At 68.3% G+C, this 12,909-nt stretch carries 12 protein-coding genes and 1 tRNA gene; 3 read left to right on the top strand and 10 right to left on the bottom strand.

Annotation, left to right across the window (positions count from 1 at the left end; translation table 11 throughout):
* Both GA0116996_RS26530 and aptA read right to left on the bottom strand, forming a co-directional pair.
* Positions 1-275 (bottom strand): aldehyde dehydrogenase family protein (locus GA0116996_RS26530; protein WP_141693773.1); only part of this gene is annotated, 275 nt, incomplete at its 3' end.
* 121 nt (positions 276-396) lie between these two features.
* Entirely contained in the window at positions 397-1,728 is a 1,332-nt protein-coding gene (gene aptA / locus GA0116996_RS26535) for an omega-aminotransferase AptA (protein ID WP_092317673.1), read from the bottom strand.
* 322 nt (positions 1,729-2,050) lie between these two features.
* Between aptA and GA0116996_RS26540 the strand changes: the two genes are divergently transcribed.
* The gene (locus GA0116996_RS26540) at positions 2,051-3,511 is read left to right on the top strand and encodes an aminotransferase-like domain-containing protein (RefSeq protein WP_092317676.1); all 1,461 of its coding nucleotides are present in this window, start codon (positions 2,051-2,053) and stop codon (positions 3,509-3,511) included.
* A gap of 411 nt (positions 3,512-3,922) precedes the next feature.
* Entirely contained in the window at positions 3,923-4,888 is a 966-nt protein-coding gene (dmeF, locus tag GA0116996_RS26545) for a CDF family Co(II)/Ni(II) efflux transporter DmeF (protein WP_092317679.1), read from the top strand.
* Between the two features lie 60 nt (positions 4,889-4,948).
* Here the strand turns inward: dmeF and GA0116996_RS26550 are convergent, their stop codons facing one another.
* From GA0116996_RS26550 to GA0116996_RS26565, 5 genes are all read right to left on the bottom strand, one after another.
* On the bottom strand, positions 4,949-5,392 hold the full coding sequence (locus tag GA0116996_RS26550) for a GNAT family N-acetyltransferase (protein WP_092317682.1): 444 nt from the start codon (positions 5,390-5,392) through the stop codon (positions 4,949-4,951).
* Positions 5,393-5,708: 316 nt separating this feature from the next.
* Positions 5,709-5,783, bottom strand: a tRNA-Cys gene (locus GA0116996_RS26555).
* 91 nt (positions 5,784-5,874) lie between these two features.
* Positions 5,875-6,354: a bacterioferritin gene (gene bfr / locus GA0116996_RS26560; protein ID WP_092317685.1), complete on the bottom strand. Its 480-nt coding sequence runs from the start codon at positions 6,352-6,354 to the stop codon at positions 5,875-5,877.
* Positions 6,355-6,517: 163 nt separating this feature from the next.
* Positions 6,518-6,652: a hypothetical protein gene (locus tag GA0116996_RS28560; protein WP_279615833.1), complete on the bottom strand. Its 135-nt coding sequence runs from the start codon at positions 6,650-6,652 to the stop codon at positions 6,518-6,520.
* A 9-nt stretch (positions 6,653-6,661) separates the two neighbouring features.
* Positions 6,662-7,654 (bottom strand): Bug family tripartite tricarboxylate transporter substrate binding protein, encoded by a 993-nt coding sequence (locus GA0116996_RS26565; protein ID WP_092317688.1) that lies wholly within the window; start codon positions 7,652-7,654, stop codon positions 6,662-6,664.
* 104 nt (positions 7,655-7,758) lie between these two features.
* Between GA0116996_RS26565 and GA0116996_RS26570 the strand changes: the two genes are divergently transcribed.
* Positions 7,759-8,688 carry a LysR family transcriptional regulator gene (locus GA0116996_RS26570; RefSeq protein WP_092317691.1) on the top strand — a complete coding sequence of 310 codons (930 nt, stop codon included), beginning with the start codon at positions 7,759-7,761 and terminating at the stop codon, positions 8,686-8,688.
* 186 nt (positions 8,689-8,874) lie between these two features.
* Here GA0116996_RS26570 and GA0116996_RS26575 read toward each other — a convergent pair whose 3' ends face one another.
* The 3 genes from GA0116996_RS26575 to glmS all read right to left on the bottom strand — a co-directional run bounded on the left by GA0116996_RS26575 (position 8,875) and on the right by glmS (position 12,853).
* The gene (locus GA0116996_RS26575) at positions 8,875-9,846 is read right to left on the bottom strand and encodes a MerR family transcriptional regulator (RefSeq protein ID WP_244160004.1); all 972 of its coding nucleotides are present in this window, start codon (positions 9,844-9,846) and stop codon (positions 8,875-8,877) included.
* Between the two features lie 91 nt (positions 9,847-9,937).
* Positions 9,938-10,804: a class I SAM-dependent methyltransferase gene (locus tag GA0116996_RS26580; RefSeq protein WP_092317697.1), complete on the bottom strand. Its 867-nt coding sequence runs from the start codon at positions 10,802-10,804 to the stop codon at positions 9,938-9,940.
* Between the two features lie 210 nt (positions 10,805-11,014).
* Positions 11,015-12,853, bottom strand: a complete 1,839-nt coding sequence (glmS, locus tag GA0116996_RS26585) for a glutamine--fructose-6-phosphate transaminase (isomerizing) (protein ID WP_092317700.1) — start codon at positions 12,851-12,853, stop codon at positions 11,015-11,017.
* Positions 12,854-12,909 lie beyond the last annotated feature (56 nt).

The raw sequence follows: 12,909 nt of genomic DNA on the forward strand, positions 1-12,909 counted from the left end.
GCGAGATCGTCGTGGTGCTGGTCCAGCAGTTCCTTGAACTTGAACAGGATGCGCGCGCGGCGCAGCGGCGGGGTGTCGGCCCACGCCGGGAAGGCAGCCTTGGCGGCGGCGACGGCATCGGCCACGTCCTGCGCGGTGCCCAGCGCGACGCGCGCCGAGACTTCGCCGGTGGCGGGATTGAACACATCCGCCTGGCGCTGGCCGCCGGCGCGGCGCACGGTGCCGCCGATGAAATGATGGACTTCGGCCAGTTGCCGGTTTTCTGCGATGCTCACTTGGGGTTTCCTTCGATGGCCGCGGCGCGCAACACGGCGCGCCCCGGTGTGCAATCAGGGAGGCCGGGCCCGCGGGCCCGGCGGCAATGGGATGCGGCGCGGGCCGCTTGCTCGATGTCCCTTACTTGATGTCCTGCAGCGCCTTCTTCACCGTATCGAACAGCTCGCCGATCTGCGCTTCCGAGATGATCAGCGGCGGCGAGAACGCCAGGATGTCGCCGGTGTAGCGCACCAGCACGCCCAGCTCCAGGCACTTGAGGAAGGCCTCGTAGGCGCGCGCGCCCGGCTGGCCCGGACGCGATTCCAGCTCGATGCCGGCCACCAGCCCGTAATTGCGGATGTCCTTCACGTGCGGCGCGCCGCGCACGCCGTGCGCCGCGGCTTCAAATACCGGCGCCAGTTCGGCGGCGCGGCCGAAGAGGTTCTCGCGCTGGTACAGGTCGAGCGTGGCGATCGTCGCCGCCGCGGCAACCGGATGGCCCGAGTAGGTATAGCCGTGCAGCAGCTCGATCGTGCCCGGCGCGGCCGAATTGACCACGGCGTCATGCACTTCGCGGCGCACGGCGACGGCGCCCATCGGCACCGCGGCGTTGTTGATCGCCTTGGCCATGGTGATCAGGTCCGGCGTCACGTTGAAACGCTCGGCCGCGGTGGCCGCGCCAAGGCGGCCGAAGGCGGTGATGACCTCGTCGAAGATCAGCAGGATGCCGTGGCGGCTGGTGATCTCGCGCAGCTTTTCCAGGTAGCCGACCGGCGGCACCAGCACGCCGGCTGAGCCCGCCAGCGGCTCGACGATCACCGCGGCGACGTTGGCCGGGTCATGCAGCGCCAGGATGCGCTCGAGCTCGTCGGCCAGGTGCGCGCCCCATTGCGGCTGGCCCTTGGAGAAAGCGGCCTCGGCGAGGTTGAACGTGGCCGGCAGGTGGTCGGTGCCCGGCATCAGGTTGGCCGAGAAGGCCTTGCGGTTCGGGCCGATGCCGCCCACCGCCATGCCGCCGAAGCCGACGCCGTGGTAGCCGCGCTCGCGGCCGATAAAGCGCGTGCGCTGGCCTTCGCCGCGCGCGCGGTGGTAGGCCAGCGCGATCTTCAGCGCGGTGTCGACCGACTCCGAGCCCGAGTTGGTGAAGAAGATGCGGTCCAGCCCCTGCGGCATGATCGCCGCCACCTTGGTGGCGGCCTCGAACGACAACGGATGGCCCATCTGGAACGGCGGCGCATAGTCCAGCGTGGCCGCCTGGCGCGCCACCGCCTCGGCGATTTCCTTGCGGCAGTGGCCGGCCGCCACGCACCACAGGCCGGCGCAACCGTCCAGGATCTGGCGGCCATCGTGGGTGGTGTAGTACATGCCGCTGGCCGACGCCAGCAGGCGCGGCGCCGCCTTGTACTGGCGGTTGGCGGTGAAGGGCATCCACAGCGCATCGAGATCGGGAATCACGGTCTTGGCGGCGTCCATACGTTCTCCTGGGGGAATCGGGTCGGTGGGCGGCGCCGCGCTGGGGGCAGCGGCGGCGATGAAGGCCACTCTACCGGCGGCGGCTGGCCGACAAAATATACAGTCCGGACAACCGCGCCTTACCGTACAGTTTGACCACACCAAACCGTACAGGCAAGCGGCCCGTTGGTGTTGCTCCGGGGCGCTTGGCCGCGCCCCGCCCCCTGCCGCCGCAGGGCATGCCACGCTGCACTGCGGCAATTTTCGCGGGACGGGACGCCATCGGCCGCGAGCGTGCCGCCAGCCGCTAAACTGTACAGGTCCACGCCCGTCCGAGTGCCCGATGCTGACCCTGAACCTGACCCGCAGCCGCCGCGACGGCGACACCCTGACCGAGCAGATCGTCGCCGGCATCGCCGCGCTGGTGGAGCAGCGCGCGCTGCGCGCCGGGGCGGCGCTGCCGTCGGTGCGGCGCTTCGCCCAGCACCACCATGTCAGCACCTTCACCGTGGCCGAGGCCTACGGGCGGCTGACCGCGCTCGGCTACCTGGCCGCGCGGCCCGGCTCGGGCTACACCGTGGCGCACCGCCACGCCCCGGCCGGCAATGCGCGCGCGCCGCAATGGGAGGCGCCGGGACTGAACGCGGCCTGGCTGCTGCAGGACGTCTTTGCCGACCATTCGGTGCCGATCAAGGCCGGCGCCGGCTGGCTGCCGGGCGACTGGCTCAACGAGGAAGGCCTGCACCAGGCCATGCGCGCCTCGGCCCGCGTGCCGGCGGCGCAGCTGTCGGGCTACGGCCATCCGTACGGTTTTGCGCCGCTGCGCGAGCACATTGCCGCGGGCCTGGGCCAGTACGGCATCCCGCTGCAGGCGCAGCAGGTGGTGCTGACCCAGGGCGCGACGCAGGCGCTCGACCTGGTGGTGCGCACGCTGCTGCGCGCCGGCGATACCGTGCTGGTGGAATCGCCCTGCTACTGCAACCTGCTGCAGATCCTGCGGCTGGCCGGGCTGCGCGTGGTCGGCGTGCCGCGCACGGCGGCGGGGCTGGACACCGACGCGCTCGAGGATGCGCTGCGTGCCCACGCCCCGCGCGCGCTGTTCATCAACACGGTGCTGCAGAACCCGACCGGCGCCAGCCTGACCAGCATGAACGCCTTCCGCGTGCTGCAGCTGGCCGAGCAGCACCGGCTGCTGGTGGTCGAGGACGATATCTACCGCGAGCTGGCCCCGGCCGGCTCGCCGATGCTGGCGGCCATGGACGGGCTGTCGCAGGTGGTCTATGTCAACGGCTTTTCCAAGACCATCACGCCGTCGCTGCGGGTCGGCTACCTGGCCGCCAGCCCGGACCTGGCCAAGGCCTTCGCGCGCACCAAGATGGCGGTCGGCCTGACCTCATCGGAGGTGACGGAGCGGCTGGTCTATTCGGTGCTGACCAGCGGCCACTACGGCCGCCATGTGGCGGCATTGTCCGAGCGGCTGCGCGCGCAGCAGGACCGCGTCACGGAAAAGATGGAAGCGCACGGGCTCGAGGTGCTGCTGCGCCCGGAAGGAGGGATGTTCGCATGGGCGCGCCTGAACGAGGCGGTGCAGGCGCGCTGGCTGGCCAGCCGGCGCGGCGGCCCGCTGCTCGGCAACCGGCTTGCCACGATGGCGCTGGAGCATGGCATCTGGCTGGCGCCCGGATCGTATTTCGAGCCGGACGAAACCGACTCGCCCTGGATCCGCTTCAACGTGGCCACCGGCGATGCGCCGCAGTTGTGGCAGTTCTTTGACAGCCTGGCGCAGGCGCGGCAGGCGGCTTGAGGCAGAGGGAGGCGGCCTGGCCGGCGCTCAGCTCCAGAGACGCTCGACCAGCCAGCCCGCGGTGGCGCAAACGCCTACCCAGGCGGCAAGACAGGTGGCAATAAAGCGATAGCTCATCTCGGTACGGTCAACAAAGATATGACGGGGACGTGAATTTTTCGCTGCATCATACATCCATTCACGAATGTATGTAAGCGAAAGAAAAGATTCCTTACGACTCTCGCGGCAATCTTGTTGTGTATAAGGCACACACTCGCAATACCTGCGCGCCCGTTCCTGACCGCACCCAAACCCGCCCCTGATGGCGTCGGGGATGCCGCGGCACGCGCACGGGTCTCTGCTACCCTTGGGCCTGCCCGGCTCCGTGCCCGACGATTCACCAAGTCTTCAAGCGCAACGCACGTATTTCCCATGCACACCCAAGACCTTTCCGCCTGGACCCACAGCCACGCCTTCGACGCCGGCAACCGCGCCGCCGAGCGCGGCACGCGCCTGGTCATGGTGATCACCGCCATCACCATGGTGGCCGAGATCGCCGCCGGGCTCTGGTTCAACTCGATGGCACTGCTGGCCGATGGCTGGCACATGAGCTCGCACGCGCTGGCGATCGGCCTGTCCGCCTTCGCCTATGCCGCCGCGCGGCGCTACGCCGGCGACTGGCGCTTTGCCTTCGGCACCTGGAAGATCGAAGTGCTGGCGGGCTTTGCCAGCGCGGTGTTCCTGCTGGGCATTGCCGCGCTGATGGCGGCGGGATCGGTCGAGCGGCTGTTCACGCCGCAGGCCATCCACTATCGCGAGGCGATGGGCGTGACCGCGCTGGGGCTGCTGGTCAACCTCGGCTGCGCGCTGATCCTGGGCGGCCATGCGCATGGCCACGACCACGGCCATGACCATGGTCACCATCACGGCCACGACCACGGCCACCACCACCATGACCTCAACCTGCGCGCCGCCTATGTGCACGTGCTGGCCGATGCCGCCACCTCAGTGCTGGCGATCGTCGCGCTCGCCGGTGGCTGGTGGCTGGGCTGGAACTGGCTGGACCCGGTAATGGGACTGGTGGGCGCGGTGCTGGTCGGCCGCTGGGCCATCGGCCTGCTGCGCCAGAGCGGTACGGTGCTGCTGGACCGCGAGATGGACCATCCGGTGGTCGACGAGGTGCGCGAGGTGCTGGCCGGGCTGGATCACGGCGACGAAAGCACCCGCGTGTCCGACCTGCATGTGTGGCGCGTGGGCCGGCAGCACTTTGCCTGCATCGTCTGCCTGGTTACGCATGATGCCGCACTGACGCCGCAGCGCGTGCGCGAGGCGCTGTCGGTGCACGAGGAACTGGTGCACGTGACGGTGGAGATCAGCCGCTGCGACGGCGATCACTGAGACGACCACTGGGACGACCACCGAGGCGAGCGCAGCGGCCCGCCATCGGCTTGCGCGCGATCAGCTCAGCTCGCACCACATGCATAGCGGCGGCGTCTCCGCGGCGCGGTGGAATTCGCTCGATGCCATGACCTCGGGCGGCAGCTTCGCCGCCGGCACCAGCGTAAAGCCATAGCGCGCGAAGTAGCTGGGACAGCTGGAGGCCAGCAGCACCGCCCGTTGCGCGCCGTTGGCGCGGGCACGCATCAGCGCGGCACGCACCACGTGGGTGGCTACGCCCTGGTCGCGGTGTTCGGGCAGCACGGCCACGGAACGGATCACCACGGTGTCGCCGCAGCGCTCGCCGGCGGCGCAGCCGATGATCTGCGCGCCCAGGATGGCAACGTGGAAATGCTCGAGCAGGCGCGGCACGCCGTCCACCGACAGCCCGCACCGTTCCAGCACCTCTCCCACGGCGGGAGCGTCCGTCGGCACGGCCACGCGGATGCGCAGGTCTTTCATCATCTGGAGCCTCTGATTGTCACACTGCCTCGCGAAGGGAAACGCCATGGAAGCCCGTACATGGCGGTGCCGCCAACTGGCGGCACGGGTTGCATGCAGGCCGGCGGGCCTGTCGGGCAACATTACCTGATTCGCTGCTGTTGATCCATTGGGGATAAACGGGTGTCCGGAACCGATGCGGCATACCGGTCAGGGCGCGCGCGGCACAGCACGCCGCAGTCATGGCGCACGTCGATGACAGGCGCGTAACAAAAGGAAAGCGGAGAGCTCGCGCGCGAAGGCGCAGGCGCGCCGGGCGCAATGCGCCCGAGCAGGAAGATGGAGGCGGGGATCCGGAATCGAACCGTCGTACACGGCTTTGCAGGCCGTTGCATAACCACTCTGCCACCCCGCCGCTGACATCGCGCCGGAACGGCGCGACGTGCTGCGGGCCGCAGTGTAGCGGGAAATGGAAATCTTTGCAGGAGACCGCGCGGTGCGCCGGCTCAGCCCTCGATCTCGCCCATGGCGGACTGGATGTAGTTCTGCAAGCCGACCTTGCGCACCAGCTCCAGCTGCGCTTCGAGCCAGTCGATATGTTCCTCGGTGTCCTCGAGGATATCGACCACCAGCTGGCGCGAGACATAATCGCCGACCGACTCGAAATACTTGATCGCGTCCTTGCAGCTGGCCTGCGACACCTGCTCCAGCTTCAGGTCGCAGCCGAGCATCTCTTCGGTGTTCTCGCCGACCAGCAGCTTGTCGAGGTCCTGCAGGTTGGGCAAGCCGTCGAGCAGCAGGATGCGCTCGATCAGCTTGTCGGCGTGCTTCATTTCCTCGATCGATTCCTCGTACTCATGCTTGCCCAGCGCGCGCAGCCCCCAGTGCCGGTACATGCGGGCATGCAGGAAGTACTGGTTGATGGCGGTCAGCTCATGCCGCAGCTGTGCGTTCAGCAACTGGATTACCTTCTTGTCGGTCTTCATGGCATTCCCCCAATGCCCCCTGCAACGGGGACACACGATGTCGCGATGGCACGACCACAGCAACGCCACGGCGAATCAGCCGCCGTGACTTCATGGTAGTCCCGCACAAGCGGACATCAAGCAATGCGGGCCCGCGCAGCGGCGTTCTTGCCGCACGGATTCTTTATTTTCCCGCCTGCTTGCGGATGCGAATGCCAATGGTTTTTATTCGGTTTTCATAAGCGCCCTGCACGACATCGTCACAAAAAAAAGCGGGCGCCGCGGTGTTTGCCGCGGCGCCCGCCATGGGCGTTGCCATCGTTGAATTTCAGTCCAGCTTCGCGCCCGAATCCGCCACCAGCGTCTTCAGCACCGGCCAGTCGCGCGCATAGAGCGCCTGCGCCTCGGCCGGCGAGCTGCCGACGGTGCGCAGCCCCAGCGTGACCATGCGCTCCTGCATCTCGGGAGTCTGCAGGATGGCGCGCACCTCGCTCTCGAGCCGGGCCAGGATCGGTGCCGGCACGCCTACCGGCGCCACCAGGCCGATCCAGCCGACGGTCTTGAAGGCGCTGTCCTGCATGCCGGCCTCGGCGAAGGTGGGCATGTCGGGTAGCGCGCTGCTGCGCTGCGTGCCGGTCACCGCCAGCGCCTTGAGCTTGCCGCTCTGGATGTAGGGCTTGGCGGTGAGGATGCTGGCGAAGCCAAACTGCACCTGCCCGCCGAGCAGGTCCTGCAGCATCGGCGCCTCGCCCTTGTAGGGCACGTGCGTGGCCTCGCCGTGCACCAGCTTGCTGTAGTAGGCGCCGCTCAGGTGCGACAGCGAGCCCACGCCCCACGAGGCATAGCTCAGCTTGCCCGGCCGGCTGCGCGCGTATTCGCCCAGCTCGCGCACGGTGCGCGCCGGCACCGAGGGGTGGGTCACCAGCACCAGTTGCGCATCGGCCAGCACGCTGATCATGCTCAGGTCCTTGCGCGGATCGTAGGGCAGTTTCTGGAACAGGAACTGGTTGGTCAGCACTGACTGCGTCAGCGTCATCAGCAGCGTGTAGCCATCGGGCGTGGCCTTGGCCACGGCGTCGGTGCCGATGATGCCGGAAGCGCCGGCCTTGTTGTCGACGACCACCGGCTGCCCCAGCCGCTTGCTCAGCTTTTCGCCCATGGCGCGGGCAATGGTGTCGGTACCGCCGCCGGCCACATAGGGCACGACGATGCGGATCGGCTTGGCGGGATAGGCCTGGGCCGCGGCCGGCAGGGCCACGCCGAGCGAAAGCCCGGCGACCAGGCCGCCAGTGGCCAGCGTCAGCCATGCGCGTCGGTTCATGTTGTCTCCAGATCGGTTTTGATTTTGGAGAACAACCTTAGTGGGCTTGAGAACTTACGTCCAATGCAATATTTTTCAGTTTTTGATGCGTTAATGGTTAATTCATGGGCTTGAGGCAGCTGCATCACTTCGTCACCCTGGTCGAGCAAGGCAGCTTCGCGCGCGCCGCCGCCGCGCTGCATCTGTCGCAGCCGGCGCTGACGCGCAGCATCCAGGCGCTCGAATCTGATCTGGGCACGCTGATCGACCGCAGCTACGGCAAGGTGCGGCCCACCGCCGCGGGCATGCTGGCGCTGGCGCGCGCGCGCCGCATGCTGCGCGAGCAGCGCGAACTGCGGCGCGACCTGCAACTGCTCGAGGACGTGGAAGTCGGCTCAATCCGCGCCGGCTTCGGGCCGTTTGCGGCCTCGTTCCTGCTGGACCCGGTGCTGGAGGCGCTGGTGCGCCGCTATCCGCGGCTGCGCATCGACCTCGAGACCGCCGACACGCCCGCGATGCGGCGCTCGCTCGAAGCCGAGCAGCTCGATGTCTTTGTCGGCGAAAGCCGCAGCCTGGCGGAACTGGCACACCTGCAGATCGACCGGCTGCCGGCACTGGAAACGGCATTCTTCGTGCGCAGCGGCCATCCGCTGACCCGGCAGCGCCAGGTCACCCTGGCCGATCTGCGCGCCTATCCAGTGGCCGGTACCCGGTTGCCGCCGCATATCGTGCGCTATTTCCGCCAGGCCTTGCACGAGGCCAGCGGCGCCAGCGGCCCGCTGCCGGAGGATGAGCCCGGGCTGATGAGCGTCACCTGCAACGACATGCATGCGTTGCGCGCGCTACTGCTGGCGGTCGATGCCGTGGCGCTGGTGCCGGTGGCGATGATGGCCGAGGCGTGCGCGCAGCGCCTGGCCGTGGCCCTGCCGATGCACCCGCCCACCGCGTTGAAGGCGCAGTACGGCATCGTCACGCTGGCCGGGCGCACCCCGTCGCCGGCCATGCGCGTGTTCGCGGCGCTGGTGCATGAAGCGGTGGCGCAGACCGGCGCCTAGATCGGGCCGGTGCGGGCCGGTGCGGGCCGGTGCGGGCCGGAGAGGCCGGCGCCATAGGCCCGGCGTGATGCGGCTCAGCCCGCAGCCACCGCGGGCAGGCGCGCGGTCAGGCGCTGGCGCGAGCTTTGCCTGGTGTGGTGGCCTGTTACAGGCGGGGGCCAGCGGAGACGGCCCTTCAGATGCCGATCATTCCGCTTGCGCCAGGGCTGCCGCGACAGCGTGCTTCAAGTACGCAAGCAAACGCGGATGGAGCCAGGTACCGACACGCAGTTCCGCTTCGTAATCTTCCGCCTGCCGCATTGCCGCCATCGCGGCATCGCTCCCCGCCAGTTCCCTTCGCATCGACAGCCAGGCTTGCGCCAGGCCTTGTACCGCACTGTGCCCGGGCGCATTGCCGGCGGCGAGATGCGACTCGAGTTCGCCGAGCAGCGCCGGCCAGCGTCGCATGACCCGCGCATAGCGGCGACGCAGGTGCCGATAGTCACTGGGTGCCAGGTACTTCCGGTAGATCGACAACCGGTATTCGGAAAACGCCTGCAGGATGTACTCGCCCAGCGCCGGCGTGACGCCGGTGTGGGGCAATGCAGGGCCTTGTTCCGCAAACAGGTGGTCCAGGCGCACGAACATCGCAGCGCGCGAGCGCGTGTCCTTTTCCACCTGCGCGAACCAGTGGCGCGCCGCGGTGCGAGCCCTGGCGCCATGCGCGGGCTGGTTCTGCTCGAACAGCGCGCGCATGGTATCGATACGAAGCTGCCAGCTTGCGGCCAGCTTGCCGCCGCTGCCCAGCAAAGGCAGCGCCCGCGCTTCGTCGCCCAGGTATCTCCGATAGACCGAGATGGCTTCGAGCGTGCGCAGGCATGCGGCTTCGGACGGCTCGCCGTCCAGAGCCAGCGCCTCCTGGATCCGCAACAGCTCGCCGCGCAGCTGCATCTGCCGGCTGATCTCCGCGTCCACGCGGGTCAGTTGCGCGGCAAGCAGGGAAGCCGTGGTCAATGTTCCCGCATCCAGAACCTGTCGGATTTCCTCGAGCGGGATATCGAGTTGCCTGAGCGACAGGATCTGCTGCAGGCGATGGAGGTCGTTCTGGCCGTAAAGCCGGTATCCCGATTCCGAGCGAACCGAAGGCTTGAGCAAGCCAAGCCGGTCGTAGTGGTGCAAGGTGCGTACGGTGAGCCCCGCACGCTTTGCGAGTTCGCCAACTTTTAGCCGCACAACGGTCTGTCCTGAAGAAATCAATCGATGCGGGGCATCATCCTACCGTAGCGCGGTACAGGCGCAACCCGCCGCCCACGGTCTGCAAGCCGTCGCGCCGGCGCGCAAAGTAGCGGACATTGAGTGCGTCGGCGGACAGGCATTCCACTTCGCTAAACCCGCGCTCGCTCAGCGTCGTCCGCAGCGTGTCGGGATCGAAATCGCTCAGCCATGGTTCTCCGGAAGCGGCGAACGACTGCGCTGCGATCTCGTCCATCCACCGTTCGACCGGCGACAGCGAAGCGCGCGGCACGCGCGCATCGAACACGATTTCACTGCCCGACGCATGCGCTGCGACCGCTTCGATGACGCGCATGGCCGCGGCTGCGTCCAGATAAGGCAACACCCCCAGGCAGCTGAAGAAGGTCGCTGCGTCGGGGCGGATGCCGTGGCATGCCAGCAACTCGGGCAGGCGGGTGGCGGCCAGGTCGGCCGCGACGAACGCGACATGGGACGGCAGCGCAATGCCGCTTTCGCGGAGGCGGTCCAGCTTCCAGCGCTGGGCTTCGCCGCGGTCGATTTCCACGCATTGCGTGTCAGTCGGAATCCGCAGCGACAAGGTGTCCAGCCCCGCGCCAAGGATCACCACTTGGCGCACCCCTGCGCTCAGGCCAGCCCTCAGGCGATCCTCCGCAAAGCGGCTGCGGGCGACAACCGCTGCGCGCAGCGTGCGCATCATGGGCGCGTTGCAGGGAAAGGGGTCGGCAATGGTCTGGCGGGCCAAGCTACTGCCAAGCACATCGAAGACGAACGGGTCTTCCAGCAAGGTTGGCGTATCGAGCAGCTGGTGTGCCGCACGGGCCAGGGCCATGGTCAGCGCGGACCGGCTGGGCGGCGTGCCGCCGGGGGCGGGATGGTCGAGCATGTTGGCTTCCGGTTGTGGAGAAAGCATTGATGCTCGACCCTGCCGCTACGTCAGGGTCAAACGATTTTTGCCAGCGGCACGGACGGGTTCCTGAGGGAGCCGACGGGCAAAAGAAAAGCGCCTGAATGGCGCTTTCCCTGTTGTTCCGGCATGGCAATGTCCGGCGCGGAACACCGTCCGCAGCCAGTCCCTTGCCCAGCGTCGGCTGCCTTACTCCACCGTCACGGACTTTGCCAGGTTGCGCGGCTTGTCCACGTCAGTGCCGCGCGCGCAGGCGGTGTGGTACGCCAGCAGCTGCAGCGGCACCACATGCAGGATCGGGGAGAGGTCGCCATAGTGCTCCGGCATGCGGATCACCTGGATGCCGTCGGACGACTGGATCTGCGTGTCGCTGTCGGCAAACACGTACAGGCGGCCGCCGCGCGCGCGCACTTCCTGGATGTTGGACTTGAGCTTTTCCAGCAGCGCGTCGTTGGGGGCGACGGTGACCACCGGCATGGCTTCGGTGACCAGCGCCAGCGGGCCGTGCTTGAGCTCGCCGGCCGGGTAGGCCTCGGCGTGGATATACGAGATTTCCTTGAGCTTGAGCGCACCCTCCAGCGCGATCGGGTAATGCAGTCCGCGGCCGAGGAACAGCGCGTTCTCGCGGCGGGCGAAATCCTCGGACCAGGCGATGATCTGGGGCTCCAGCGCCAGCACGCCGTGCAGCGCGGCCGGCAGGTGGCGCAGGTTGGTCAGCGCCCTGGCTTCGGCCTCCTCGGTCAGCAGGCCGCGGGTCTTGGCCAGCGACAGCGTCAGCATGTAGAGCGCGGCCAGTTGCGTGGTGAAGGCCTTGGTCGAGGCCACGCCGATCTCGGTGCCGGCGCGGGTCAGGAAGCGCAGCTCGGTCTCGCGCACCATCGCGCTGGTGGCGACGTTGCAGACCGCCAGCGTATGGACGTGGCCGAGCGCGCGCGCATGGCGCAGCGCGGCCATGGTGTCGGCGGTTTCGCCCGATTGCGAGATCACCACCACCAGCGCGCGCGGATTGGGCACGGTGTCGCGGTAGCGGTATTCGCTGGCGACCTCGACCTGGGTCGGGATCTTGGCGATGCTCTCGAGCCAGTACTTCGCGGTGCAGCCGGAATAGTAGCTCGTGCCGCAGGCCAGGATCAGCACGCTGTCGATGCCGGCGAAGACCTCGGCGGCCTTGTCGCCGAACAGGTCCGGCGACAGGCCTTCGACGCCCTCGAGGGTGTCGCCCAGCGCGCGCGGCTGCTCGAAGATTTCCTTCTGCATGAAGTGGCGGTACGGGCCCAGGTCTACCGAGGCGGCGTGGGCTTCGACCAGGCGCGCTTCGCGCTCGACCGGGTGGTCGCTGGCGTCGTGGATGGTCACGCCGTCCAGCGTGATCTCGACCACATCGCCCTCTTCCAGGTAGATGATGCGGTTGGCGGTTCCGGCCACCGCCAGCGCGTCGGACGCCAGGAAGGATTCGTTCTCGCCCAGCGCCACCACCAGCGGCGAGCCGGCGCGGGCGCCGACCACGCGGCCGGGCTGGTCCTTGGCGAATACCGCGATGGCGTAGGCGCCGTGCAGGCGCTTGGTGACCGCGCGCACCGAGGCGAACAGGTCGCCGCGGGTGGCGCTGCTGGGATAGCTGTAGGCCTGGTGGATCAGGTGGGCGACCACCTCGGTATCGGTCTGCGACTCGAAGCCGTAGCCGACCGCGCGCAGCTCTTCGCGCAGCGGCTCGTAGTTCTCGATGATGCCGTTGTGCACCAGCGCGATGGTCTCGCCCGACAGGTGCGGGTGGGCGTTGACGGTGTCGGGCTTGCCGTGCGTGGCCCAGCGCGTATGCGCCACGCCGGTGAAGCCGGACAGGCCGGACGCCTGCGTCTGCGCGTCGAGGTCGGCGACGCGCGACACGGTGCGCGCGCGCTCGACCGCATCGTCGCGCACGACGGCGACGCCGCACGAGTCATAGCCGCGATACTCCAGGCGGCGCAGCCCTTCGATCAGGACCGGAACGATGTTGCGCGTGGAAACCGCGCCGACGATGCCACACATGCTGAACCCCCGTTTGCTGGCGCCTGCCCTCTGGCCACTGGCGCCGGTATGAATCC

Source organism: Cupriavidus alkaliphilus (genome assembly GCF_900094595.1).
In the GTDB taxonomy this organism is placed as follows: domain Bacteria; phylum Pseudomonadota; class Gammaproteobacteria; order Burkholderiales; family Burkholderiaceae; genus Cupriavidus; species Cupriavidus alkaliphilus.

Bases quoted from the DNA above. Each gene is read 5' to 3' on its own strand.
- aptA (WP_092317673.1), bottom strand. From the start codon at position 1,728: ATGGACGCCGCCAAGACCGTGATTCCCGATCTCGATGCGCTGTGGATG.
- GA0116996_RS26540 (WP_092317676.1), top strand. From the start codon at position 2,051: ATGCTGACCCTGAACCTGACCCGCAGCCGCCGCGACGGCGACACCCTG.
- dmeF (WP_092317679.1), top strand. From the start codon at position 3,923: ATGCACACCCAAGACCTTTCCGCCTGGACCCACAGCCACGCCTTCGAC.
- GA0116996_RS26550 (WP_092317682.1), bottom strand. From the start codon at position 5,392: ATGATGAAAGACCTGCGCATCCGCGTGGCCGTGCCGACGGACGCTCCC.
- bfr (WP_092317685.1), bottom strand. From the start codon at position 6,354: ATGAAGACCGACAAGAAGGTAATCCAGTTGCTGAACGCACAGCTGCGG.
- GA0116996_RS28560 (WP_279615833.1), bottom strand. From the start codon at position 6,652: ATGGCAACGCCCATGGCGGGCGCCGCGGCAAACACCGCGGCGCCCGCT.
- GA0116996_RS26565 (WP_092317688.1), bottom strand. From the start codon at position 7,654: ATGAACCGACGCGCATGGCTGACGCTGGCCACTGGCGGCCTGGTCGCC.
- GA0116996_RS26570 (WP_092317691.1), top strand. From the start codon at position 7,759: ATGGGCTTGAGGCAGCTGCATCACTTCGTCACCCTGGTCGAGCAAGGC.
- GA0116996_RS26580 (WP_092317697.1), bottom strand. From the start codon at position 10,804: ATGCTCGACCATCCCGCCCCCGGCGGCACGCCGCCCAGCCGGTCCGCG.
- glmS (WP_092317700.1), bottom strand. From the start codon at position 12,853: ATGTGTGGCATCGTCGGCGCGGTTTCCACGCGCAACATCGTTCCGGTC.